23 protein-coding genes and 1 pseudogene are annotated in these 25541 nt (G+C 60.1%); 10 read left to right on the forward strand and 14 right to left on the reverse strand.

Annotated features, from left to right (window positions below):
* Window positions 1–45 precede the first annotated feature (45 nt).
* Window positions 46–294, forward strand: a pseudogene (locus INT12_RS21985) (winged helix-turn-helix domain-containing protein); the annotation flags it as partial.
* Here INT12_RS21985 and INT12_RS21990 read toward each other — a convergent pair.
* On the reverse strand, window positions 254–1177 hold the full coding sequence (locus INT12_RS21990) for a LysR family transcriptional regulator (protein ID WP_169885617.1): 924 nt from the start codon (window positions 1175–1177) through the stop codon (window positions 254–256). The pseudogene INT12_RS21985 and the gene INT12_RS21990 overlap by 41 nt on opposite strands.
* Before the next feature lie 105 nt (window positions 1178–1282).
* On the opposite strand from INT12_RS21990, the gene INT12_RS21995 reads away from it, so the two are divergent.
* Window positions 1283–2803 (forward strand): MFS transporter, encoded by a 1521-nt coding sequence (locus INT12_RS21995; RefSeq protein WP_193040632.1) that lies wholly within the window; start codon window positions 1283–1285, stop codon window positions 2801–2803.
* A 368-nt stretch (window positions 2804–3171) separates the two neighbouring features.
* Here the strand turns inward: INT12_RS21995 and INT12_RS22000 are convergent, their stop codons facing one another.
* The 13 genes from INT12_RS22000 to INT12_RS22060 all read right to left on the reverse strand — a co-directional run bounded on the left by INT12_RS22000 (window position 3172) and on the right by INT12_RS22060 (window position 15374).
* A complete protein-coding gene (locus INT12_RS22000) occupies window positions 3172–3795 on the reverse strand; it encodes an NIPSNAP family protein (RefSeq protein ID WP_046491074.1) in 624 nt (207 codons plus the stop codon).
* A 15-nt stretch (window positions 3796–3810) separates the two neighbouring features.
* Entirely contained in the window at window positions 3811–5010 is a 1200-nt protein-coding gene (locus INT12_RS22005; protein WP_017846875.1) for an alpha-hydroxy acid oxidase, read from the reverse strand.
* A 96-nt stretch (window positions 5011–5106) separates the two neighbouring features.
* Window positions 5107–6408 (reverse strand): MFS transporter, encoded by a 1302-nt coding sequence (locus tag INT12_RS22010; protein WP_052743417.1) that lies wholly within the window; start codon window positions 6406–6408, stop codon window positions 5107–5109.
* A gap of 152 nt (window positions 6409–6560) precedes the next feature.
* The gene (locus tag INT12_RS22015) at window positions 6561–7814 is read right to left on the reverse strand and encodes an OprD family outer membrane porin (RefSeq protein WP_079443223.1); all 1254 of its coding nucleotides are present in this window, start codon (window positions 7812–7814) and stop codon (window positions 6561–6563) included.
* Window positions 7815–8016: 202 nt separating this feature from the next.
* Entirely contained in the window at window positions 8017–8517 is a 501-nt protein-coding gene (locus INT12_RS22020; RefSeq protein ID WP_026140007.1) for a flavin reductase, read from the reverse strand.
* Window positions 8518–8529: 12 nt separating this feature from the next.
* The gene (locus tag INT12_RS22025) at window positions 8530–9489 is read right to left on the reverse strand and encodes a PDR/VanB family oxidoreductase (RefSeq protein ID WP_193059014.1); all 960 of its coding nucleotides are present in this window, start codon (window positions 9487–9489) and stop codon (window positions 8530–8532) included.
* Between the two features lie 78 nt (window positions 9490–9567).
* Window positions 9568–10308 carry an SDR family NAD(P)-dependent oxidoreductase gene (locus tag INT12_RS22030; protein WP_017846870.1) on the reverse strand — a complete coding sequence of 247 codons (741 nt, stop codon included), beginning with the start codon at window positions 10306–10308 and terminating at the stop codon, window positions 9568–9570.
* Between the two features lie 10 nt (window positions 10309–10318).
* Window positions 10319–10795 carry an aromatic-ring-hydroxylating dioxygenase subunit beta gene (locus INT12_RS22035; RefSeq protein ID WP_017846869.1) on the reverse strand — a complete coding sequence of 159 codons (477 nt, stop codon included), beginning with the start codon at window positions 10793–10795 and terminating at the stop codon, window positions 10319–10321.
* 27 nt (window positions 10796–10822) lie between these two features.
* Entirely contained in the window at window positions 10823–12088 is a 1266-nt protein-coding gene (locus tag INT12_RS22040) for an aromatic ring-hydroxylating oxygenase subunit alpha (RefSeq protein WP_226926277.1), read from the reverse strand.
* A 56-nt stretch (window positions 12089–12144) separates the two neighbouring features.
* Entirely contained in the window at window positions 12145–12678 is a 534-nt protein-coding gene (locus tag INT12_RS22045; RefSeq protein WP_169885625.1) for a nuclear transport factor 2 family protein, read from the reverse strand.
* A gap of 5 nt (window positions 12679–12683) precedes the next feature.
* Window positions 12684–13046: a hypothetical protein gene (locus INT12_RS22050; RefSeq protein WP_017846866.1), complete on the reverse strand. Its 363-nt coding sequence runs from the start codon at window positions 13044–13046 to the stop codon at window positions 12684–12686.
* A gap of 19 nt (window positions 13047–13065) precedes the next feature.
* The gene (gene iacA, locus INT12_RS22055; RefSeq protein ID WP_193059015.1) at window positions 13066–14238 is read right to left on the reverse strand and encodes an indole-3-acetate monooxygenase; all 1173 of its coding nucleotides are present in this window, start codon (window positions 14236–14238) and stop codon (window positions 13066–13068) included.
* Between the two features lie 14 nt (window positions 14239–14252).
* Entirely contained in the window at window positions 14253–15374 is a 1122-nt protein-coding gene (locus INT12_RS22060; RefSeq protein WP_026140004.1) for an amidase, read from the reverse strand.
* Between the two features lie 681 nt (window positions 15375–16055).
* Between INT12_RS22060 and INT12_RS22065 the strand changes: the two genes are divergently transcribed.
* The 8 genes from INT12_RS22065 to INT12_RS22100 all read left to right on the forward strand — a co-directional run bounded on the left by INT12_RS22065 (window position 16056) and on the right by INT12_RS22100 (window position 25434).
* Window positions 16056–17204: an ABC transporter substrate-binding protein gene (locus INT12_RS22065; RefSeq protein ID WP_017846862.1), complete on the forward strand. Its 1149-nt coding sequence runs from the start codon at window positions 16056–16058 to the stop codon at window positions 17202–17204.
* A 126-nt stretch (window positions 17205–17330) separates the two neighbouring features.
* Window positions 17331–18368: a branched-chain amino acid ABC transporter permease gene (locus INT12_RS22070; protein WP_017846861.1), complete on the forward strand. Its 1038-nt coding sequence runs from the start codon at window positions 17331–17333 to the stop codon at window positions 18366–18368.
* Window positions 18365–20167, forward strand: coding sequence for an ABC transporter permease subunit (locus INT12_RS22075; protein WP_193040786.1), 1803 nt, complete (start codon window positions 18365–18367; stop codon window positions 20165–20167). Before INT12_RS22070 ends, INT12_RS22075 begins: the two co-directional genes overlap by 4 nt.
* A gap of 5 nt (window positions 20168–20172) precedes the next feature.
* The gene (locus tag INT12_RS22080) at window positions 20173–20934 is read left to right on the forward strand and encodes an ABC transporter ATP-binding protein (protein WP_017846859.1); all 762 of its coding nucleotides are present in this window, start codon (window positions 20173–20175) and stop codon (window positions 20932–20934) included.
* 52 nt (window positions 20935–20986) lie between these two features.
* Window positions 20987–22042: a ketopantoate reductase family protein gene (locus INT12_RS22085; RefSeq protein WP_017846858.1), complete on the forward strand. Its 1056-nt coding sequence runs from the start codon at window positions 20987–20989 to the stop codon at window positions 22040–22042.
* Window positions 22039–23037: a TauD/TfdA family dioxygenase gene (locus tag INT12_RS22090; protein WP_017846857.1), complete on the forward strand. Its 999-nt coding sequence runs from the start codon at window positions 22039–22041 to the stop codon at window positions 23035–23037. The genes INT12_RS22085 and INT12_RS22090 overlap by 4 nt, the downstream gene beginning before the upstream one ends.
* Before the next feature lie 52 nt (window positions 23038–23089).
* Window positions 23090–23857, forward strand: a complete 768-nt coding sequence (locus INT12_RS22095; protein ID WP_017846856.1) for a class II aldolase/adducin family protein — start codon at window positions 23090–23092, stop codon at window positions 23855–23857.
* A 17-nt stretch (window positions 23858–23874) separates the two neighbouring features.
* Window positions 23875–25434, forward strand: a complete 1560-nt coding sequence (locus INT12_RS22100) for a methyl-accepting chemotaxis protein (protein ID WP_017846855.1) — start codon at window positions 23875–23877, stop codon at window positions 25432–25434.
* The last annotated feature ends 107 nt before the right edge of the window (window positions 25435–25541 follow it).

Here is a 25541-nt window from a genome sequence, read left to right on the forward strand (position 1 = left end):
GTTTATTGGCCTCTCCCTGGTGTTTTTTGTTGCGACCGCCATGGGCGTTCGGGCCAGCCGGTCCACCTGACGCCCATCGAGTACCGCTTGCTCTGCGCGATGATTCGCGGCCAGAGCCGGGTGCTGACTCACCGGCAACTGCTGCTGGAAGTGTGGGGCCTGGACTACGTCGACCGCGCCCACTACCTACGTGTACACATGGCGCATTTGCGGCAAAAACTCGAGGCCGACCCGGCGCAGCCGCAGTACTTCATTACCGAGTTGCAGGTGGGCTACCGGTTGGTCGGGTTGTGAACAGGCGCGCGGCGGCGAAGTCCACGAACACGCGGATTTTCGGCGAGAGATGGCGACTGGACGGCCACAACGCCCAGAACTGGCCCTCGTCCTCGCAATGGCCCTCCAACACAGTGTCCAACTGCCCTTGGGCGAGCGCTTCGCGGGCGAGAAAGTCCGGCACGTAGGCAATGCCGTGGCCATCGACGGCGGCGCTGAGCATGGCTTCCATATTGTTCAACGTCAGCGCGGTGGGCAGGCGCAACGCCGTGATCGCGGGGTTGGCGGACAACGTCCAGTCCATGATTTTGCCGGTGGTGGCAAACCGATAACGCAAGCATGGGTGGCGCTCAAGATCGGCGAGGGTTGCCGGCCGTCCGTGCTCGCGCAGATACGCGGGCGATGCACACAGCACAAACCTGAACGGCCCCAGCTTGCGGGCCATCAAGCTCGAATCGGCCAGGCCGCCGCTGCGGATCACTACGTCGAAGCCCTCCTCAATCACATCCACCAGGTGGTCGTTGAAATCCAATTCCAGCTCGATCTCCGGGTAGGTCTGCCTGAACGCGAGCATATGCGGAAAGAGAAAGCGGTAGCCGATGGTCGGCAGGCTGACGCGCAACTTGCCACGGGGCGCTTGTATGGCATGGGAAAGCATGGCGCGGGCGTCGTGCAGGTCGTCGAGAATTTTCCGACAGCGCTCGTAGAACAAGTGACCTTCGGCGGTCAGGCCGACTTTGCGCGTGCTGCGGTGCAGCAGGCGCACATTCAGCGAGGCTTCGAGCTTGGCGACATTCTTGCCCACCGCCGAGGCGGAAACCCCCAGTGCCCGCGCGGCCCCCACGAAGCTGAGGGCTTCTGCCGTTTTGACGAAGGCGATCACGCCGCTGAGATTATCCGTCACGCCATTACATCCATTTAGTCCGCTATAAATGGAATGTAAGGCTGTTTATCGACGATTGCATCCTGCCTAGAGTCTTTGTCTTCATAAAACAGCCGGAATACCCCCATGCACACCACCACCGAGACCCTGCCCGCCCCGGGCCGCCATGCCATCCTGGCCGCGATTTGCCTGGCGGCGTTGGTGTTACCCATGAGCTTTACCGGCGGCGCTGTCGCCACGCCATTTATCGGCCAGACATTCGCCGCCCACCCCACACAACTGGCGTGGATCACCAACGCGTTCATGCTCAGCTTCGGCAGCTTGTTGATGGCCGCCGGCACCCTCGCCGACCGCTATGGGCGCAAGCGCTTGTTTTTATGGGGCATGGCACTGTTTACTGGCGCCTCCCTGTGGCTGACGGTGGCACCGGGCATGCTCTGGCTGGATGCCTTGCGCGCACTGCAAGGCGTCGCGGCGGCCATCGCGCTGGCCAGCGGTTGTGCGGCGCTGGCCCAGGAATTTGACGGGCATGCGCGCACGCGCGCCTTCAGCCTGCTGGGCACCACCTTCGGCGCGGGGCTGGCGTTTGGCCCGCTGTTGTCGGGGCTGCTGATCGAACAGTGGGGCTGGCGCGCGATTTTCCTCGGCACGGCCGTGCTGGCAGGCCTCTCGCTCATGCTCGCCGCGCCGACCCTGCGAGAAAGCCGCGATCCCCGGGCACTGCGCCTGGACACGGCCGGCGTGCTGACGTTTTCGGCCATGCTGGTGAGCTTGACCACAGCGGTCATCCTCGCGCCGGAACAGGGTTGGGGCGCGGCGAGCACGCGGTACCTGCTGGCGGCGACCGCCGTGTTGCTGCTGGTGTTTATCCTCGTTGAACATCGCGTCCGCCACCCGATGCTCGACCTGCAGCTGTTTCGCTTTGCGCGCTTCCTTGGCGTGCAACTGCTGCCGATCGGCACCTGTTACTGCTACATCGTCCTGATCGTGTTGCTGCCGCTGCGCTTTATCGGCGTCGAAGGCCACGGCGCGTCCGAGGCAGGCTTGATGATGCTCGCACTGTCGGCGCCCATGCTGGGGGTGCCGATGCTCGCGGCGACGCTCACGCGCTGGCTGTCGGCGGGCGTGCTGTGCGCCATTGGCCTGCTGATCGCGGCGACGGGCTTGTATGCGCTGAGCCTGGTTCAGGTCGGCCAGTCGTGGCAGACAGTGGTCGCGATGCTGATCATCGGCATCGGCACCGGGTTGCCATGGGGCTTGATGGACGGGCTGGCGATCAGCGTGGTTCCCAAAGAACGTGCGGGTATGGCGGCGGGGATTTTCAATACCACACGCGTGGCCAGTGAGGGCGTGGCGCTGGCGGTCACCCTGGCGGTGTTGAGCGCCTTGGTTGCGCATCATCTGCCGCAGCACACGGCGCTGGACGTTTCCGTCATTGCGCAGAGCCTGGTCATGGGCAATGTGCAGCACGCCAGTGCGAGCCTGCCCGTGGCGGTGTTGCGCACGGCCTATATCGCCGGCTTCAACAACTTGTTGCAACTGCTGGCGGGCGTCACCTTGCTGACGGCCGCGGCGGTGCTCATTTTCCTCGGTCGACGCCCCATCGCGCCCCTCCACGCCGAGGCCGCACAGGGAGCGCCGAGCTGAATGGCAGGCACAAAAAAAGGTTCTTCACGGAATCCCGGGAAACACAGAAACAAGAACGCCGATTTGATGGATGATGTTCGTGCGAGCAAACACATCTAAAAAACCGGCGTTCTTATGCGCGATATTAATACTTTTCTTCCCTTTTGGGAGGGCTTTTCTGTCGTCACGATCAAACCTGACGGCGATGCCTGTAGGCGCCGACGCCAAATTGAACCAAGTGCCGATGCAAGACTGACCCCACCTCAAATAGACACCAATGTAGAACAGGCAATGGTTTTTGAGGAATCAGACTGGGTCAGTGACATCTCGGCAACTAGGTCAATTCGGCGTCGACGCCAACAGGCAACTTAAACAGACGGCGTTAAGGTTTAGCACAACGGCGAAAAGCTCGCGGGCAGGTAGACGATAGAATGCATGGTTCGCAGTTGCGGCCCTGAGTTTTCCGGAGGCCAAACTCCGTCGGCCACTGCGCGCGTACGCACGTCAAGGCGTTGCTCCAAGTTGGTGTAGGGCCAGATGTGCAGGTAGCGAGGTAGGGCGCCCGAGGTGGCGTAAAAAGCCGCATACACCGATGAGTAGTTTGCGCCAGTGCGCGCCGACACGGCTTTGGCCCAGCCATCGAGAGTCGGTTGCAGGCCGGAAGGAATCAGATCGTATTCACGCAATTCGTAGAAAGGCCCGTGGGCGCCGGGAGCCAGGGGCTTGAGGAAGGGAAACAGGCAGTAGTCGTCGGCCTGCATGTCGAGCAGGAACTCGCCGATACCGAAGGCATCGTCAGCCAGCAGATAACGCTCACGTTCGGCCTGGCGCAGTGCTTCACTGGGAAAGCCGCGTAGCAGAACGATGCGATTCTGCGGACCAATCTCCGAGAGCCAGCAGCCCATCAACTCTACGCCATCCAGGCTCTGCGCCAGGGCCGCTTCGATACGTGCCAGGGCGACGGTCGGGGTGCGCACGCGCACGGTGAAGGTGATCAGTTCATACAAGCGCATGGGTACTCCAATCGGTCAGTAGGCCCGCACAACGGCGGGCCGCATGTTGAAGGTCAGCCATTCGGCCGAGAGGTCATCTATGTCAGGGCAGCCCATCAGGTTGAGTGTACGTCGCAGCTCCTCTGCGAGCAGGTCGAGCGCACGAGCCGTGCCGGCCTCTCCCGCGACCGCGACGCCATATAGGCTGGCTCGCCCTAGCAGCACGGCATCGGCCCCCAGAGCCAGGGCCTTGACGATGTCGCTACCTCGGCGGATGCCGCCATCGAGCAGCAGTGTCAGGCGGCCACGGGCCAACGGTGCGATCAGGCGTAGGGCATCGAGTCCGCTCGCCGCGCCGTCCAACTGCCGCCCACCGTGATTGCTGATCACCACACCATCCAACCCGAGGGCAATGGCGCGCTCGGCATCTGCCGGGTGCAACACGCCCTTGAGCAGCAACTGCCCGGCCCACTGGTCACGCACGCAAGCCAGGGCGTCCCAATCGAGGAGCGTATCCATCTGCTCACCGATAAATTGCATCGAGCCCAGAGCCGTGCGTTCGTCTTCAGGCAGGTAAGGGTCGAGGTTCCCCATCGATGGCAAGCCATGGGGCCACATCACCTGACGCAACCAACGTGGGTGGCGCAGCACCTGCAGCTTGTTGCGCAGGCTGAGCTGGCGGGGCCGCACGAAGTTGCGCCGGTCCCACTCGCGATTGCCCAGCACCATCGCATCGCAGGTCAACAATAGGGTACTGACACCGGCCTCCCTAGCGCGGGCCAGGAGGCTAGCCTGAATGCTCGCATCGCGCATGGCGTAGAGCTGGAACCACAAATCGACGCCAGGCACCTGGCGAACGATCGTCTCCAGTGCGGCATTGGCCACAGTACTCAGACAGAAAGGCACGCCTCGCGCGGTCGCGGCTCGCGCCAAGTGAATATCCGCATCACGGTGCAACATGCCGTTGTAGCCAGTGGGACCGATCAGCAGCGGCAATGCAGCCGACTTGCCGAAGAGCGTGCGGGCGGTACCTGGTACATGGCAAGGCACTAACGCGCGCTGCTGCAGGCCGACTTCGACATAGGCCTGGCGATTGCGCTGCAAGGTCAGCTCATCCTCGGCGCCGCCGGCCAGGTACTCCCAGACGAAATGGGGCAGACGCTGGCAGGCCAGCGTTGCCAACTCAGCAATGCTATGGACGCGACTCAAGTCGGTACCGCGGTAATAACGACGCATGTTTCGATCCTCAGCGATACCTACGGTATCGTCCAACGGTAAAAAAGCTCGGGAGAGCGACCCGGGCAAAGGAGCAGGAACTCCATAAAAAGGACACTAGGCGCTTGCCTCTTGCATGGCATATGGGCGATTACGGCTGATGCTGAGTAGAGTCAGGGTCGTGATCACGCTGAAGAACACCAGCATCAGCGATACCGGCCAGGCATCGCGGTAAACGGCGAACAGCGCCGTAGCAGCCAGAGGCGCCAGACCGCCGGCAAAGATCGAGGCGATCTCATGCCCCATGGCCAGGCCGGTGTAGCGCACATGGGTGGGGAACAACTCGCCCATAAGCGCCGGCTGGGTGCCTATCATCGCCGCATGGCTAAACGGCAGGCCAAGCAACAAGGCCAGGTACACCAGCAGCGGCTGGTGAGTGTCCATCAGCCAGAAGAACGGAAACGCGAACAGCGCGAGGCTCACCGAGCCGATGGCATACACCGCACGCCGGCCGATACGATCGGACAGCCAGCCCCAAAACAGAATGCTGAAGGCCTCCACGGTCATCGCCAGCATCACCCCGATCAGCACCACCTGAGTCGACAGGCCGGTGAACTTGGCATAGGCCATGGAGAAGGACAGGAAAATGTAGGCACCACCATTCTCCGCCACCCGCAGCCCCATAGCCTGCAGTACCGCCTTGGGATGCTCGCGCAGAACCTGGAGCGCGGGCGGGTGCGCCTGAACCTCATTTTTTGCGACCGCCGCCTCGAACTCGCGACTTTCCGGCAGGCGCCGGCGAATGTAGATGCCGACACCAAAGATCAAGATGCTGAGCAGGAACGGCAGGCGCCAACCCCAACTCATGAAGTCCGGTTCGGGCAGCATCTGTACCAGGTAGAAAGCTACGGCAGAGAGTACGAAGCCGCCCGAAACACCCAGTTGACTCCATGCCGCGTAGAAACCTACTCGTTTGGCTGGGGCGTTCTCGCTGAGCATCAGCACCCCTCCCCCCCACTCACCACCCGAGGCAATGCCCTGAACGATGCGTAGAATCACCAAACAGATCGGTGCCAGATAACCGACCTGCTCGAAGGTCGGCAACAGGCCCATCAGGAAGGTCGCTCCCCCCATCATTGATAGAGTGATCACCAGGGCGTTTTTGCGGCCATGGCGATCCCCAAGATGGCCGAATATCAGCCCCCCCAAAGGTCTGGCGACGAAGCCAACGGCAAAGCCGGCAAAAGCACCGAGAGTGCCGATCACCGGGTCGGTGCCGGGCGGGAAGAACAACGGACCGAACACCAGGGCAGCGGCGGTACCGTAGAGAAAGAAGTCGTACCACTCCAGGGCGTTGCCGAACACCGAAGCGACGACGATGCGGCGCAGCGACCTGGGTTGTTCACAGTGAGCATGCATAGAAAACTCCACATCCATGCTGCCCGCATACGGTTTTTGCCATAAGCGGGCAAGGGGTCGACGTCGAGTCTGCTCACGACCTCACAAGCCAGGGCCAGACAAAAGTAGCTTCACCCTATCTGACCGACTCGAAACAGATCGCGGGCAGCCTCTTAGAAAACGTTCCAGGTGTAGGTGACGTAGACGCGGTTCTCGCTGAAGTCATGACCGAAGTCGCGCTGCTGCACCAGATAGTTCTTCCACTCCACGCCTACGCCTTTTAGCAGCCCCTCCTGCACCACGTATTTCACGGCGAGGTCGCGCTCATTCTCTGCGCCATCCGGGCGACCGGCCTGGGCGATGTCGCTGCCCTTGATGAAACGGCTACTGAAGGCCAGGCCCGGCAAGCCCAGCCCGGCGAAGTTGTAGCCGTAGCCGAGCCCCCAAGAGCGTTCTTGTGGACGCATGAATGGCTGGTTGGCCCAGTTCAGCAGGTAGAACTGCGGGATGTAGCCGTTGGGCGTCGGGAAAATGCTTTCGCCGAACATGCGCTGATAGACGATGCTCGCCTTGTGTCCCCCCTTAGTCAGAGTGAAGCCGCCGGAGAATGCGCGGTTATCGATCTTACCGTTCAACGCGTCACCGTCTTCCTTGTTGTTGAAGTAACGCGCATCGGTACGCAGACGGAAGTCACCACCTAAGTCGACAGTGTGGGCGAAGCCGACGTAGTGCTGTTTGTAGATGTCATGCATCACGCCATAGAAGTAGCTGGCCTGGAAGTTCTTGGTAACGTTCCAAGTCGCACCGCCGAAGTCCAGGCCTTTGTCGCTATCGAGGTTGTCGGTGGAGCCGTACTTGTAGAACTTTTCGTGGTTGGACGATTCGCGAGTAACCGCTGACCAGAAACGTCCACCGGTGAGGGTAAGACCGTCGATTTCCTTGGACTCGACCACAGCCCCCTGGAAGATCGTGTCAAGCTGACGGCTCGGGTCGTGCCAGGCGACTGGCAATTCTGGTCGCATATCACCGACCTTCAGTTCGGTCCTGGAGTACTTCATCTTTAATGTGGCACCCGCGCGGCCATAGTTATCCGAGGCGCGGCCGCTGCTGGAGTCCATAGGCAAAGAGCCGTCGTCGCCATGGGAATCCAGGCGAATAGCGTACTGGGCATCCACGTCCATACCGAACTGGATCGGCGTATTGGTATAGCCAGACGTAAATTGCAGGTCGAAGCCCTGGGACCAGTTGCCGACCTTGGACTGGACAGCGTCGCTGGTGGTGAAGTCACGGTTCAGATAGAGATTCTTCATGTCCACCTTCAGGTGGCTGTCGTCGACCAGGTCTGCCTGTGCGGCTATCGGTGCAATGCCCCCACCGATAAAGCACAGACTTTTAAACACGCATGCAAGTGATGATTTTTGGAACATGTGACGCTCCTTTTTTTTATCCGGCGAGCCGGGTGTTGTGGTGTGAGCAGATCAACAAAAATCGATAACTTGGCAGTCAATTCACGGGGTGCTCTGAACGGCACAGTTATCCGCGAAGCAGGCAACAAGAGCCCTTCCCCGGCACGCAAGCGTCGGGGGTTTTATAGGTTTGGAAGATTTTTAAGTTACGACCAATACAGCGTCAGGACAGCGCCTTGGATACGTCACAGAGCTTGTGATATGCCCGGTTGAAGTACACCAATCCCTCTTCAGCACTGCCCTCTTTGATACGCAGAACTTCGCAGTAAAAAATGCTGTGCGAACCCACTTCATGAACTTGAGCGATGCGGCAATCGAAGTTGACCAGGGCCTCCTCCATCACCGGCGAACCACTTTCCAGGGACGTCCAGGCGGTCGAGGAAAATCGCTGATCGGAGCCAAGCTCGCGATTGGCGAATACGCCCGAAATGTCCTTCAGGTCTGCACTCAGTACATTCACGCAAAGCACACCGTTGTGCTTGAAGTGCGCGTTAGAAGAGGACGCGCGGTTCATACACACCAGCAGAGTGGGTGGTGAATCGGTAACACTGCACACCGCCGAAGCAGTGAAGCCAAAACGTCCTGCGGGGCCATCGGTGGTGATCACCGAAACGGCGCCTCCGAGTCGGGACATGGCATTGCGGAATCCGCTTACATCGACCATCGCTTTACCTCCTCAGATATCCAGAACCAGCTTTTTCGATTTGGCGCGAGAACAGCAGATCAAGATCTGGTCGTTGGCCTGCTTCTCATCGTCTGTGAGGTACACGTCGCGATGATCCGGCTCGCCTTCAAGCACATCACATAGACAAGTACCGCAGATGCCCTGCTCGCAGGAGATCTCGATCTGGATGCCGACGTCCGCCAGCGCCGCGAGGATCGTCTGCCCCTCGGCGACCTGCACCGTCTTGCCGCTGCGCGCGGCGACCACCTCGAAGCTGGCACCGCTGTTGTCCACTTCAATCTGGAAGTATTCACGGTGGATATGGTCATCGGCATAGCCATGCTTCACCGACTCACCGATCACCCAGTCCATGAATCCGGACGGGCCGCAGGTGTAGACATGTACGCCGCTCTCGGCCTGGCCGAGCACGCGGTCCATGTCGAGCTTCTGCGCGGGTGCCTCATCGTCGAAATGGGTGTGAACGCGCTCGGCGAAAGCGGCGCTCTGCAACTCGTCGAGAAAAGCACTGCGGCTGCGCGAGCGGCCACAGTAGTGCAGTTCAAAATCCTCGCCTTTGGCATGCAGCGCATAGGCCATGGCGATCATCGGGGTGATGCCGATGCCGCCACCGATAAGGATTGAGCGGCGCGCCTCGCTTGCCAGAGGAAACAGGTTGCGCGGCGCACTGATCTGCACCTCTGCCCCTTCTAGCAACGTGTCGTACACACTCGTGGAACCGCCGCGCGAGGCGGGGTCCCTGAGCACGCCGAGGCGGTATACAGCGCTGTCCGCCGGGTCGCTGCACAGCGAGTACGGGCGCACCAGGCCGGGGGCGATGTGGATATCCACATGGGCACCGGCTTCAAAGGCCGGCAGCTTGGCGCCACCCACCGGAATCAGGTCAAGAACGACGACACCGTCGCCCTGGAGCTGGCGCTTGCGCACCTGCACCGTCAAGAGCTCTTCAATCATCTCGGGCTCACCCGCATTGGACGTCAAGGTAAGAACGCGGCCGCTGGTTCGGCCGTCGCATTATGTTTTCGTTGAAACTCAGCGCATGAACAAACCACCATTCACGTCCCAGGTTGCCCCGGTAGTGAAATAGGCTTCCGGCCGTGCCAGTTGCACGATCAGGTCGCCGAGAAAATCCGCATTCCCCAGGCGCCCCACCGGAATATTGGCGAGCATTCCTCCCATGCGCTCCGGCGATACCACTGCATGCACCATGGGCGAGTCGATCGGCCCTGGCGCAACGGCATTGACCGTCACACCGCTTGCGGCCAACTCTTTGGCGAAAATCTTGGTCAGGGTGACGATGGCGCCTTTCGATGCGGCGTAGTGCGCGCCGGTAGCGGTGCCACCGTTCTGCCCAGCCAGCGAAGCCATGTTGACGATGCGCCCGTATCCGACCGCCGCCATGTGCGTGCCAAATACCTGGCAGCCGACAAAGATGCTTCTGGTGTTGAGGCTCATAACGCTGTCGAACTCTTCCGGGCTGATCTGCATGACCGGCGTGGTCATGGTCATTGCCGCATTGTTTACCAGTACCTGTAGAGCACCGAAGCGTTCCAGAGTAACGGCCAGTGCGGCCTCGAAATCGGCCTTGTTGGTAACGTCCAGTTTGAGCGCCAACACCCGCTCACCACTGGCATCCAGTGCCTCGGCAGCCGCCTGGGCGCGCTCCAGGGAAAGGTCGCTGATAACCACTGTGTAGCCAGCGGCGAACAGCCGGGCGGCAATGGCGTAGCCCAATCCTTGGGCTGCACCAGTGACCAGTGCGATCTGCTTCATAGCCGGACCCTCAAAGGATGTAGCCGATACCCGCGAGGGTATCGTCGGAATTGATCAGCCGGATCAGCTTGCGCTGGATCTTGAAGCTCTCGCCGCTGCGTTGCAGTTCGTACACCGTGTCCGAGCTGTAGTGCTTGAGCACGTCCTTGCGGAACTCGCGCAGGTTTTGCGCACAGCGCACAGTGACAAACTCGCCGTCATTGAACAGGACGCGAAAACGCGAAATGGTGCGTACAGTACGCGGTCGCGGAGTCGTCGAGATCGACTCACCACCGATCAGCCGCTGCACCCGCAGCTCACGCATGTGCGCGTCGTCATAGGCGTAGTTCAGGCTGTTCTCGAAATCCTCCTCGCACGGGTCGATGGGGATGATGTAAGTGCCCTTCTGCGCCCACAGCGCCAACCAGGCGTCGTATTCGCTGTGATCGAGCATGTCGCCTTCCTGCCAGATAAAGGCGGTGACTTCCTGAAGCAATTGCAGATTCATTTTCGCGTTCTCCGTCGGTCTGGTCGGTCAGGCCGACATCATTTTTTTCCACTGCTGGTACGCTGCGCGCATACCTGTTTCGGCTGACACGTCGCTGATCCGTCCGTCTTCGCTCGGCTTCTCGCCTGGCAGGCCACGGTTGAGCATGATCCATAGATCTTCGCCAGCATTGGCCCCCTTCTGCACACGCTCCCAGGCTTCGGAATCGTCCGGCGTACCGAAGCCCATCGGACCTTGGAAGTGCTCATGCAGACGCAAGCGGTAGCGGTTGGCGGCTGCCGGGCCACCATCCATGGTGATCACCGAGTGATGGATCTCCGTTTCGTTGACCGAGATCGGCTGCAGCACCCGGAAGAACGCCATAGAGCAGGCAACGTTGGGAAACAGATTGAGGTTGAAGCCCGAACCACCGACCGCACGGACGATGCGGCGGACCTGAAGGTCCTCAATACCTTCGTCACGCAACTCCTGGGCCAGGCTTTCAAAGCGGGTCGGAATCGGTGCATCAAGGTTGGCTTCCAGGTCGATCAGGTCAGGGATCATGACCATCACGCTGTGGCCGTTGCCGAGGTCTTCGACATAGCCTGAGCCATCAACGAAATCGAGCATGTCCATGGTCTGCTGATCCACCGAGTGCAGGAACGACTTGTGAACCAGCGGAAAGTGGTAGGCGTCCGTGGTGTTTTCCAGTTGGATCTTCCAGTTGCCCGGGAAGCGGAAGCGGTGTTCGCCCGGCACCTTGATGCCATAGCCAGCACCCTGTTTCATGAACAGATCCATCCATTTTTTAGCTGGACCGAGGAAGTCCACCAGCGGCTCGATGTCGTCCTTGAAGGTGGCAAAGACCATCCCGGCGTAGCTCTCTGTACGCAGGCTGACCAGTGGCAGTTCGCTCTTGTCCAGGCAATCGCCGTAGCTGTCAGGGTGCGGAATGCCGCGCAGAGAGCCGTCCAGGGCGTAGCCCCAACCGTGATAGGGGCAGACGAAGCTGTTGGTCTTGCCCTTCTTGTGCTCGCAAACAGTGGCACCACGGTGGCGGCAGCGGTTGAGCAGGACATGGATCTGCTTCTTGCGATCACGCACGGCGATCACCGGCTGCTTGCCGATATAAGTACTCTTGTAGCTACCAGAGTCAGGGATTTCGCTCTCGTGAGCGACCCATACCCAGGTGCTGTAGAAGATTTTTTCCATCTCGGCATCGAACAGCTTCGCGTCGGTGTACAGCGAGGTGTGTACGCGGTCCGCCTGCACCCGTTCGGCGGGATCACATTCGAGGTTCACGACATCGATCATGTTATTCACAGTTGGCTCCTGGTCGGTTTGTTTGGCCGACTTTAAAAAGTCTTGGTTCATTCAGCCGAGGGTCGGCTTGGAACGGGCAAGGCCGCCTCGCTGTTCCAGGCATCCACCGGACGACTGAACAGGTTCTCGGTCTGGAAATGTGCCATGCGCCATTGCCCGTTTTCCTCGGCGAAACGCACGGTCAGCCGCGCGGCATTGAGGTGCGAAGCGCCACTGGCGAAGGTTGAGGTCTGCAACATCACCCAACTGCCCGATGCGCCGTCGGTGCCGACCTCGATCAGTTCGCTGGTGAGGAAGTGCACGTTGAGGGCGAAGTGCGCCGGGGTCTGCATGTAGGTGGAGAACATCGCGCCGATCTCCTCACGCCCACGATAGCCGCCGAAGCTGTTGGCGTACTTGGCGCCCTTGCCTTCCCAGACCGCATCGATCGTGAACAGGCCAGCCAGCTCAGTCAGTTGCGTGCTTGCGTCGAGGGCATCGCATAGCACCATGTAGCGATTCATACAGGCGCGTATGGCGTGCTCGGCCTCGAAGCGCTTGAGACGCGCTTCGAGATTGGCGATTAGGGCTTCGTTCAACATGTCAATCACGCGCGCTGGATGATCAGTTCGCGGCCAGTGCGGGCCTCGACCTTGGCATAACGCCACAGTTTGTAGGTGCCTTCGCCCACCGGTGTGGTTCGGAACAGGTTGCAGGCCGCGTGTACAGTCTCAATGTCCGGCACATCGGCCAGCAGGTAAGTGGTCCAGGGGTATCCGCTGGATGGCCCGACCATGCTTTGGTCATCGTCCATGTTGCCGAACACCGTCACTCCAGGCAGATCGTGAATGCCGTTCCACATGGCACTGAACGCTCCCCATACTTCCAGTTGCTCCTCGCGCGGCGCATCGAAGAAGTTCTGGTTGATGCCCATGCAGAACAGCACGCGCAGTGGTTTTTTCTCACTCATGATTGGCTCCAGATAAGGGTCAGAGATAGCCCGGCAAGGGCTGCTTGCCGAAGAAGACGGCGCCGGCATTCTGGTAGGTAATGTCGCCCATGAAGGCATGCTGGGTGACCACCTGCGCATCGTTCACGCAGCGTGCCAACGGGCTGCTGTTGTAGACGCCGGTCATGCCCGACAGCATCTGCGCGGTGCGCGCCACCTCGGCGGCGACGCGGGTAGCGTGGGTCGAAGACAGACGTAGCAGGTTGGTTTTCTCGACCGACAGCGAGTCACCCCGCAACACCGTTTGCCAGGCGTCCTCGATGGATTCGAAGAAGAAAGCTCTAGCCGCACGCAGCGCAGCCTCAGCCTTAGCGATCTCAACCTGGGCCAGTGGCCTGTCGGCCACAGCCGGCGCACCGGTTACCGAGATGCGCCCAGCAGCCATATCGCGGAGCTCGTCCAAGGCAGCCCGGGCAACGCCAAGACCGACGACGGAAAGGACCTGGGTGGCGAACGACAGCGAGGGGTAACGGAAGAACGGCTCGTCAAGATTGGCCGCGCCACCGCGCACGAACGTCCACTCCTCCGATACGACCACATCCTCGACCACCAGGTCATGACTACCGGTACCGAGCAAGCCGACGGTGTCCCAAGTCTGCTCGATACGCACCTTGCTTTGTGGCATTACCGCAAGGCGCGGCAAGTCCAGCTTGTCACCGTTTTTTGGTGCGATACCGACGCCCACCAGTGAAGCCCCCATGCAGCCGCTGGAGTACTTCCAGCGGCCGTTGACCTTGAAGCCACCTGGCACGGCCTCGGCTGGTTGCGGCGGGAAAAAGCCACCGGCGAAGACTACGTCGGGGCCATTTGCATAGACCTGCCGAATGGTATCCAAAGGCAGCGACGCCAGGTAGACCGGGCTCATACCGAAGCTGGCGACCCAGCCAGCAGAACCGTCTGCCCTGGAAATCTCTTCGACCATGGCACAGAACTCGCCTGGCGAGCACTGGTCACCACCGAAGCGGCGGGGCACCAGAGCACGGTAAACCCCCAGCGTCTTGAAGGCGTCAATCACGTCTTGGGCGATATAGCCAAGGCGGTCGAATTCGCCACTACGGGCGCGTTTTTTGATATCGACCAACAATGCCGAAAAGGCCTGATTGTCGGTAATGGCGGCAGACGGCGTATTGCCGACCAGGGTGAGCGAAGTCATGACAGGATCCACGATCAGAGAAGGTTGGAATCGAGACGCCGCAACAACTCGCCAGCGACCGCCAAAAGCAGTTCGTCAGCGCCTTTGGCGGCGATAAGTTGCAGGCCGACCGGCAAACCGGATTCCCCTTCAAAGGGAATGCTCAGAGCCGGATGACCAGAAAGATTGAAAGGCCTCACGAACGCGGTCATCCCCAGCACCGCACGGGTGTCTGCCGCGTCCTCGAGACGCAATGGGTAGTCAGGCATAGTCGGCAGGACCAAAACCGGAAAACGCTCAAGGGCGGCATCTACCTCGGCGGTAAACGTGGTGCGCACTCGTTCGGCGGCGGCCAGCGCGTCATCGCTGGTCTGCCCGGCTGCCTGCAAGCGACCGGCGACATCCGGGGCGACCAAGCCGGTATCGAGTAGATGCCCGCAGGCATTCCAGGTCTCGCGGTTGATCACCACCATGCCGGCATCATAGGCAGCCTGCATGCTATTGAGCTGTACATTGCCGAGCGTCAGGTTGGTGGCATGAAGCACGGCGTCGATAGCGCGCTGCACCTCACTCGATGCCTGCACCGAGACCACACCGAGACAAATGTCTGCGACTTCCGGTAATGGCTTGAACGAAGGATCAATGATGCGCATCGACTCAATCAGCAGGGACAAGCGGCTCGCGAAGGGGCCGACGCAATCCAGGCTGCTCTGCGCGGGCATCACCCCCCGACGATCAATGCGGCCGAACGTAGGCTTAAAGCCGAACACACCGCAACAGCACGCAGGAATGCGCACAGACCCACCGGTATCGGTGCCCAGGGAAAAATCACAGAGCCCAGCAGCGACGGCCGCCGCCGAGCCACTGGAGGAGCCGCCAGGAATACGTCCGGGATATCGCGGATTCTCGGCAGTACCGGCGTAATGGTTGATGCCGGTAGTGCCATAGGCAAGCTCATGCAGAACGGTCTTGCCGACAACCTGGCAATCACCATCAAACAGGGCATCGACCACGGCGGCGTTCTGCGTAGCTGGACCGACATCCTGTAGCGCCCTACTGGACGCGCGGGTCGGATAGCCAGAAATATCGATGGTGTCCTTCACCATCACCTTCAGGCCAGTACCCCCTACCTTCATTTGCTCGATCACCATTGTCATACCGTCTACCTTCTCGAACGTTGTTGGCGTGGCGAGCACGAGGCCGCCGATTCGCTAAATCTAAAATCGCCATAATTACGTGAATTGTCAATTGAATTGTACTTAATAATATCGATCGGATTTGGTGCGAATTTCCATGAATCGCACCAGTCACGTGCAGATTGGTAACGCTTTACCAAAGGTTCATCCCATCATCGATAAATAAAAATAAATTCATATAAAACAATAATTTACACATACAAACCCGAGTCAACAGCAATCAGACAAGTGTTACCAGGTTGTTTTTTGAACAGAAAAAAGGCTCAAGAAAACACCTATCGAAAACAAATATTCGTCATTTTAAATCTTAAAAAACCACGCTCTTTGCATACATTTTTAGCCATAAAAAGCAGAAAAAAAATCACTTAAATCGCTGTTTTTACTGACGATGCGACTGACCAACGACGATTGCCGATCGCCGGCTTTTTTAGTCGAGAGGGGAGATGAGCGAGGTGTGCGCACTGCTGGTGCAGCTCAAGTTCTGGCATGCAATCTGCAAATTCGTCGCTAGCACGCCGACCGCTGTCAGGCGGTGATGCTTTCGCCGGTGAATATCACCAAGCGCATTACGAGAGGCTATGCGGATACCCCATAGGTACCGCAACTCAGCCCGCTTATTAGCCTTGCACCCTGGAGCACGACATGCTGTTCAAGAAAGCTGTGTCCACCCTGATGTTAAGTGCGCTCTGCGCGTCGATGGCGGCTCAGGCAGATGTGAAAGTCGGTGTCGTCACCTCTTCGACCGGGCCTATCGCACTGGTCGGTATCCCTCAGAAGAACAGCGTGGCGCTCATGCCGAAGAAAGTCGGCGATCAGAACATCACCTACATTTCGCTGGACGACGGTAGCGACCCGACGGCCTCGGTGAAGGCGTTCAAGAAACTGATCGACGAAGAACATGTCGACGCAATCATCGGCCCAAGTGGCTCGCCCAATGCCATGGGGGTGATTCAATTTGCTGCCGAGTCGGGCACGCCAATGCTCGCCCCAACCGGAAGCGCCGCCGTGGTACTACCGATGACGGAGCAAAAAAAATGGGTATTCAAGACCACCCAGAACGATGACCTGATCGCCCAAGCGCTGGTCGAGCACATGGTCAAGACCGGCGTAAAGACACTCGGCCTGATCGGCACCGCCGACCCCTATGGTGAGAACTGGGGCAAAGTCATGACGGCCCTGGCCGAAAAGAACGGGATAAAAATCGTCGCCAACGAGCGCTTCCAGCGTCAGGACACATCCACCACCGGCCAGAGCCTGAAGATCCTCATGGCCAAACCGGACGCCGTACTGGTCGCCGCACCGGGTAGCTCGGCCGTGCTGCCGCAGACCACCCTGTTCGACCAGGGTTACAAGGGCCAGGTCTACCAGACCCATGGCGCGGCTCTCCCGCCGTTCCTGCAACTGGGCGGGCGCAAGGTCGAAGGCACCATCCTTGCAGCCAGCCTGATGCTGGTGATTGACGAAGTACCGGACGATCACCCATCCAAGAGTGTGGCGCGCAAATACATCGATGATTACACCCAGCTAAATGGCAGCGCGCCAGCGACATTCGGCGCCAATGTCTACGATGCCGGCTTGCTGCTGGAGCACGCCATTCCCACCGCGTTGCAAAAAGGCAAACCAGGTACCGCCGAGTTCCGTTCGGCACTGCGCGATGCACTGGAACAGACCCATGAGCTGGCTGCGACCCAGGGCGTGTACAACATGAGTCCTGAAGATCACAGCGGTTTCGACAAACGCGGCCGCGAGCTGATCACCGTCAAGGACGGTAAATGGGTGCTGCTCAAGTAACACAGCAGCCACGCCTTAGCCGGTGCCTGGCACCGACCGTACGTTAGACGCCAGACCACTACCTGCCTTCTTGGCCGGTAGTCGCTGCGCGCAATACGAATCCTGTCATCGAAGGATATTGCCTCCATGAATTTTCAGATAGCCATGCTGCTGGGTCAGGATGGCGTGACCAATGGTGCGATCTACGCACTGTTGGCGCTTTCCATTCTCCTGGTCTTTACCGTGACACGAATTCTTTTGATCCCTCTGGGTGAGTTTGTCACCTTCGGCGCTCTGACCATGGCGGCTCTGCAAGCTGGCCAGCCAACCCGACTGGTCTGGCTGCTGCTCGCCCTGACAGTCATCGACTGCACCTTGGATCTGCTCGGCACATTGCACAAAGGCCACGGCTTTCGCTTACCCAAATACCTGCCGATAAAGCTCGCCTACGCCGTAGCCATGGTGTTGCTGGTACAGAATCTACTACTGGCAAACCTGCCCATGGCGATCCAGGCCCTGCTGACCCTGGCCCTGCTGGTGCCAATGGGCCCACAGATGTATCGCTTGTTCTTCCAGCCAATCGCCGGCGCCCACTCGCTGGTGCTGCTGATCGTCTCGATTGCCGTGCATGTGGCCATGGTCGGGGTCGGCCTGCTGCTGTTCGGCCCCGATGGCGCACGCACTCGACCGTTCTCCGAAACAGGGTTGGAGCTCGGCCCAGTGACACTGAATAGCCAGACACTGTGGGTGATCGTTGTCTCGCTGGGCTTGATCGTCGGCCTGTTCCTGTTCTTTGAACGCAGCCTGTATGGCAAGGCGCTACGCGCCACTGCGGTGAACCGCATGGGGGCACGGCTGATGGGCATATCGCCGAGCCTGGCGGGCAAGACGACCTTTGCTCTGGCCGCCTTTCTCTGCACCCTCTCGGGAATTCTCATCGCCCCAATCACCACCCTGTATTTCGACTCCGGCTTCATCATCAGCCTGAAAGGTTTCGTTGGCGCCATCATCGGCGGCCTGGTCAGCTACCCCATCGCCGCCCTAGGCGCGCTGGCAGTTGGTCTGGTGGAGGCCTTCTCGATGTTCTGGGCCAGTAACTACAAAGAGATCATCGTGTTCACCCTGATCATCCCGTTCCTGCTCTGGCGCTCACTGACTAGCCGTCATGTGGAGGAAGAAGAATGAAACCGCGCCTCCTCGTCACCCTGCTGGTCGTCATCGTCGGCGTCGCGCCGCTGCTACTGCCGTCCTTCCAGATTACCCTGCTCAACTACATAGGCCTGTATACCCTGGTGGTGCTGGGCCTCGTCCTGCTCACGGGGGTCGGTGGCATGACCAGCTTCGGCCAGGCCGCGTTCGTTGGCCTCGGAGCGTATACCAGCGCCTATCTGACCACCGCCGAGCAACTGCCCGTCTGGCTCGCCTGGACCGCCGGTTCACCCTGGCTGTCATTACTGGTGGGCATCGCCCTCACTGTCTGTGTAGCCGTGCTGCTCGGTGCCCTGACCCTGAAGCTGTCCGGACACTATCTGCCGCTGGGCACCATCGCCTGGGGCATTTCGCTCTATTACCTGTTCGGCACCCTGGATGGGCTGGGCGGCCAGAGCGGCATCGCCGATCTGCCGTCGATCTCATTGTTCGGTCTGACGCTGGATAAGGGCGAGAAGATCTATTACCTGATCTGGGCGGTGCTGCTGGTCGCCATCCTGATCACCCGTAACCTGCTCAACTCCCGCGAAGGCCGAGCCATCCGCGCGCTCAAGGGCGGCCAGGTGATGGCCGAGTCGATGGGCGTGAATACCTTTCGCTCCAAGCTGGTGGTGTTCCTCATCTCCGCGCTGTTCGCCACCGTCTCGGGCTGGCTCTACGCACATACCCAGCGTTTCGTGAACCCGACGCCGTTTGGACTGAACATGGGCATCGACTACCTGTTCATGGCACTGATCGGCGGTGTGGGCAGCGTTTGGGGCGCCCTGCTCGGTGCCGGTATCCTGACCATGCTCAAGCAGTGGCTGCAGGACTGGCTACCGACGCTGATGGGCAGCCAGGGCAACTACGAAACGATCGTTTTCGGCCTGCTTATCGTATTGCTCATGCAGCGTGCTCCGGGCGGCCTGTGGCCACTGCTGGTGCGCTTGGTTCCAGCCCGTTGGCGCCACGACCACAACGCGCCCAGAGCAGATGACCTGCCGAGCGGCCTGCCGCGCCGGGACCTGCCAGATAGCGGCCAACTTATCCTCGAAGCACGTAACGTGACCAAACGCTTCGGTGGCCTGGTTGCCAACAACCAGATGAACCTATCGATCCGCGCCGGAGAAATCCTCGCGCTGATCGGCCCCAACGGCGCGGGCAAGAGCACCATGTTCAACCAGCTCTCCGGGGTAGACACCCCCACCGAGGGTGAGGTGTTGTTCCTTGGCGAGAAGATCAACGGCATTCCCTCGCGACGTATCGCCCACATGGGCATGAGCCGCACCTTCCAGCACGTGAAGCTGCTATCAACCATGAGTGTGCTGGAGAACGTAGCCATCGGCGCCCACCTGCGTGGCGACAAGGGCATCGTATCGTCGCTGCTGCACATGGAGCGCGCCGAAGAAGCCGACTTGCTGCGTGAGGCCCGGCGCCAACTGGAGCGGGTTGGCCTCGGCGACTACCTCTATGAAGAAGCTGGCAGCCTCGCCCTTGGCCAGCAACGCATCCTGGAAATCGCTCGCGCGCTGTGTGCTGACCCATGCCTGCTGCTCCTCGACGAGCCCGCCGCCGGCCTGCGTCACAAAGAGAAGGAAGCCCTCGGCAACCTGCTGCGCAAGCTGCGTGACGAAGGCATGGCAATACTGCTGGTGGAACATGACATGGACTTTGTCATGGGCCTGGTGGACCGCATCACGGTCATGGAATTCGGCCAGAAAATTGCCGAAGGCCTGCCAGATGACGTGCAAAAAAACCCGGCGGTGCTCGAAGCCTATCTCGGCGGAGCGGAGTGAAGACCATGAGTAATCAACCTCGTAACATCCTGCTCGAAATAAAAAACCTGAGCGTGGCCTATGGCAAGGTCGAGGCGCTAAGCAATGCCAGCCTGACCGTCGGCGAAGGCCAGATCGTCACCGTGATCGGTCCCAACGGCGCCGGCAAGACCACCCTGCTCTCGGCGATCATGGGCGTGCTTGGCTCCAAGGGCCAAGTCAACTTCGACGGAACCCTGGAAGCCGTACCGGAAGTCGAGGTGCTGGTCGGGCGCGGGTTGGGCCTGGTGCCGGAAAAGCGTGAACTGTTCGGCAGCATGAGCGTCGAGGACAACCTGCGCCTCGGCGGCTTTATGCGCTACCGCAAAGGCGATAAGTACCTCGACGGCACCCTTCAGGAAGTCTATAGCCTGTTCCCGCGCCTGTTTGAACGCCGCAAGCAAGAGTCGTCGACCCTTTCCGGCGGCGAGCGACAGATGCTCGCCGTAGGCCGTGCGCTGATGGCCAAGCCCAAGCTGCTGATGCTCGACGAGCCGAGCCTGGGCCTGGCGCCGCTGATCACTCGAGAGATCTTCCGCATCATCGCCGACCTGCGGCGCCAGGGTGTGTCGATCTTGCTGGTGGAGCAGAACGCCCGCGCGGCGTTGCGTGTTGCCGACTACGCCTACGTGCTGGAAACCGGGCAGATCGTCATGCAGGGCCCGGCCGCCGAACTGGCCGATGACCCGCGGGTGATTGAGGCCTACCTAGGCCTGGCCAGCAAGCACCAGGAAATGCTCGCGACTTGATCCACCATGCGCCCGTCTCGCGGGCGCAACCTATTTGCAAGGAGAAAGCCCCATGGCTCGCTCGATCCCTTCACGCCTGTGCATTGTTGGCGCCGGTGCCATTGGCTGCACCCTGGCGGCGCGCCTGGCGGCCACAGGTCAACCAGTGAATATGTTCGCCCGTGGCAACACACTCACCGCGCTAAACGAAAACGGCGTACGCCTGACCGACCTGGATGGCGAACATAACGCCCCGGTAAACGCCAGCGACGACTGTGTCCTGCTCGGCGAGCAGGACGTGGTTTTCCTGTGCGTCAAGGCACAATCCTTACCCACGCTGGTCCCCCATCTGGCACCGTTGATCGGCCCACATACAACCGTGGTTCCGGTCGTGAACGGCGTGCCATGGTGGTACTTCCACGGCGAGTCCGGAAATATGGCTGGTCAACCTATACAGGCGGTTGATCCAGACGGAACCCTGCTGGCATCTCTCGATCCGGCACATATCCTCGGGTGCGTAGTATTCATAACTGCAGAAACGATAAGCCCAGGACAGGCACGCTCACACAATCCGCACCTGATGATTCTTGGCGAGCCAAATAACCGCAAGAGCCAACGACTCGAAACGATCCGTCAACTGATCGAAGACGCGGGTATAGAAGCCAGAGCAAGTGATCGTATCCGAGACTCGCTGTGGACCAAAATCCTCGCCAATCTGACCTCCAACCCCCTGTCGGTAATCACTGGGGCAACACTCGAAGAGCTCTATAGCCAGCCCGAGTTAACCCCTCTGGTGGGGAAAATACTTCATGAAGGGCTACTCACTGCCGCAGCTTATGGCGCACGCATTGATTTCGACCCACCAACATTCATGAAACTTGGTGCAGGCATGGGCGCAGTCAAAACTTCGATGCTGCAGGACTATCAGCATGGGCGCGCTCTGGAACTCGCCGCTATCGGTGACGCGGTAGTCGAACTTGCAGAGCACCACGGCCTCGGCGTACCCACCACTCGCGACATTCTTTCGCTAGCGCGCTTTTTAACTCGGCACCCTTCACGCAGCAGCACTGACATCGTTTCGGTCATCGCGCCCACATCTACCCCATCACAGGAAAGGAAAAAACCATGACCTCCCTGCTTACCCAAAAAATCGATTCACCCTGCGCCTGGCGTGGCGAAGATTTGGTGAAAGACCCTGAGCAAGCCTGGATATATCACCTATCCCCTGACACGCTCGCTGTGCTTGATCGCGCCATGGTGCAGGTTAGAGATCGTGGCCTAAAGGCTCCGAACTTCATACGTGAGGATTTCTTGATACCAGAGCTGGATAAGGAGATCCAAAACCTTGCGAACGAATTGGAGAATGGCCGCGGTTTTCTTCTCCTTCGTGGCCTGCCAGCCGAGCTCTATAGCGAAGAGGAAATGGCAATCATCTATTACGGCCTGGGCCTGCACATGGGGACTCCTGTGACTCAGAATCCACGCGCCGACCTGCTGGGCGTGGTGACCGCCATAGGCAACTCCAAAGAGAAAACTACTCGTGTCTACGAAACTAACGCCTACTTGCCCTACCACACAGATCTGTCCGATGTAGTTGGACTCCTGTCCATACGCAAGGCCAAGCAAGGCGGACTCAGCAGCCTGGTCAGCGCTGCGACCGTCTACAACGAGATCCTGGAGAGGAACCCCCACTATCTGGCGTTGCTCTATCGCCCACTATATTTCGCACACTTGGGTAATGACCTACCGGTCCCCTCTCCGATTTTCAGCTACCACGAGGATAAGCTCAGCTGTCGTTACCTTCGTGCCTATATCGAACTCGGCCACGAACAGAGCAACGTCAAGCTCTGCCAGGTAGAAGTCCAGGCGTTGGATTTGATCGACGCCATCATTCATGACCCAGCGATCCGTCTGGACATGATGCTGGAACCCGGCGACATGCAGTTCGCCAACAATTACGCCGTGATGCATTCGCGTAGCAACTTTGAGGATCACGACGATCCAGACCTCAAACGCCGCCTACTGCGCCTGTGGCTGAAGATGCCCAATGCACGCGTACTCGCACCGGAGTTTCCCGGCCGAAACGGGTTCCATGACAACCTGCGCCTGGCTCCTTGCGCCTGACATAACGCCATCGTGCCTGACAGGTGCGTCCTACCGCCCTAGAGAAACCACCATGACCGCAATGATCCAAACCCTCAAGCCCGAAACCTGTAGCGACGAAGAATGGGCGCTGCGCATCAAGCTCGCCCACTGCTACCACCTGGTCGATTACTTCGGCTGGACCGAGACCATCTTCAATCACATTTCCGCACGCCTGTCTGGCCCGGCCCACCATTACCTGGTCAACCCGTTCGGCCTGAACTACAGCGAAGTCACTCCAGCCAACCTGCTCAAGGTCGACCTGCACGGTAATAAGCTCGACGAGTCACCCTACGACGGCAACCCCGCAGGCTTCGCTCTGCACAGTGCCGTGCATGGCGCGCGCGACGATATCCAGTGCCTCCTACACACCCACACCACGCCGATCTCCGCCGTGGTGCAGAAAAAGCGCGGCTTCACCCATGACGACTTCTACGGCGCGCAACTTTACGGCCGCATCGGTTACCACACCTTTGAAGGCATCACGCTGTTTGAAGACGAGAAGACCCGGATGATCGAAAGCCTGGGCGACAAGCACATCCTGGTGCTGCGCAACCACGGTATCGCAGTGGGCGAAAGCAGCATCGAGAAAGCCTTCTTCCTGCTCTGGACGGTGCAACGCGCGGCCGAGAACCAGTGTGCCGCCGGCGCCCTGGGCGGCGAAGACAACCCGCTCGAAGCCGGTATTGCCGAGAGGTGCGCGGACCTCACCGCCATGCTGATCCGCGAGAGTGGCTTCGCCACCAAGTTCTACGACGCCATGGTGCGCAAGATGCGCGCCGAGCGCGTGCTGCCCTGGTAACCGCGAGGAGTCGTGCAATGAATGCTGCCATCCACCCCAACCTCCCGCACTTCGATGAACCGCCGATATCGCGCCTCGATCCAAAAGGCGTGCTGCTCAGTTGCAATGCGGCCTACCTGCGAATGTGCGGCCTGCGCGAAGACGAACTGATCGGCAAACCCCACGAGCAGATCAATGACCCGCGCATGCCCGCAGTGGTCATCGACAGCATGTGGCGTGCGCTGCGTGCCGGCGTACCTTGGACTGGCCCCGTGATGGGGCGTCACAGGCAGGGCGGGCATTACTGGCACACGCTCTATGTCGTGCCGCTGTTCGATGGCGGAGAACTCTCGGCGCTCGGCACCGTCTACCAGCCGATCAGCCGTGAAGAAATACTCGCAGCCAGCACACTCTATGCCCGCCTCGACCGTGGTCAATCGCCGTGGGCGCCAGGCCAGCGTTCCACTGCGCTGCTCGCCAGTCATGGCCTTCAACTGAGTCTTGGCCTGCTCGCTCTGGGCGCAATCATCACCGCGCAACTGCCCTTGGCCACAGGTTTGCTGGCCCTCTTCGCGCTGCTGCTGGCCGGGCTGCAACCAGCCCTGCGCCAGCGCCGACTGACCCGCAAAATCCTTGGCCAGTACCGGGAAATATACAGCGAGCCGCTACTGGCGCCGCTGCATAGCGGCCACGCCGACAGCAGCGCCCTGCTAGCGATGGCCCTGAACAGCCAGCGCGCGCGGATGACTACGGTGATGTCACGCATCAGCATCAACAGCGAGGTTCTGCGCCAGCAGGCACATACTTCAGCCGAAGTGGTGGAGAACACCGCCGAACAACTGAACAGGCAGGTACGCGAGACCGAACAGACCGCCGCGGCCATCAACCAGATGAGCGCCACCATCCAGGAGCTTTCACGCAACCTGCAGAGCACCGCCCAGGCCGCGCAGAACGCCAACCAGTTGGCCTACGACGGTGAACGCCTGTCGGACGACAGCCAGAACTCCACTCAGACCATGCGCTCTTCGGTGGAAGAGATCGGCAGCGCCGTCGGCAACCTGGCCGATGCTATCGAGTCGATCGGCGGCATCGCCAGCGTGATCCAGAGCATCGCCGAACAAACCAATCTGCTGGCCCTCAATGCCGCTATCGAAGCCGCCCGCGCCGGCGAATCCGGCCGGGGCTTCGCCGTGGTTGCCGACGAAGTACGCAGCCTCGCCTCACGCACACGTGACTCGACTCATGAAATCCAGCGCTCTATCGAAAGCCTGCGTAGCGGAAGCGGCAACGCGCTGACCACCGCGAAACGTGGCGAGCAGGCCGCGCTGCGCGCCAGTGCCGATGTGCAGCAAACCCGCCAGGCACTGGTGCGTATCTACGAGGAAGTCGGCCAGATCAGCAGCATGAACCAGCAGATGGCAGCGGCCATTGAGCAGCAGGGCCAGGTCGCCGAGCAGATCAACCAGCAGATCACCGAGATTGCCGGCCTCACAGAGCGCACCAGTCAGCAGGCAGGACGCACCACCGAGATCAGCCAGACCCTGCACCAATTGGCCGAATCGCAACTGAGTCTTGCGCAGCGTTTCATCAAGGGCTGAGATTCGTACAACTGGATGATCGGTAAAACCTGGCAAGCACGTACAACAACCTGGCTACCAGGATCAATTTCCTGTCGCTGGTAAAGGCTTGAATAGAGCCTCATAAA

Origin of the sequence: Pseudomonas sp. K8 (genome assembly GCF_014889455.1) — a bacterium.
Lineage (GTDB): Bacteria > Pseudomonadota > Gammaproteobacteria > Pseudomonadales > Pseudomonadaceae > Aquipseudomonas > Aquipseudomonas veronii.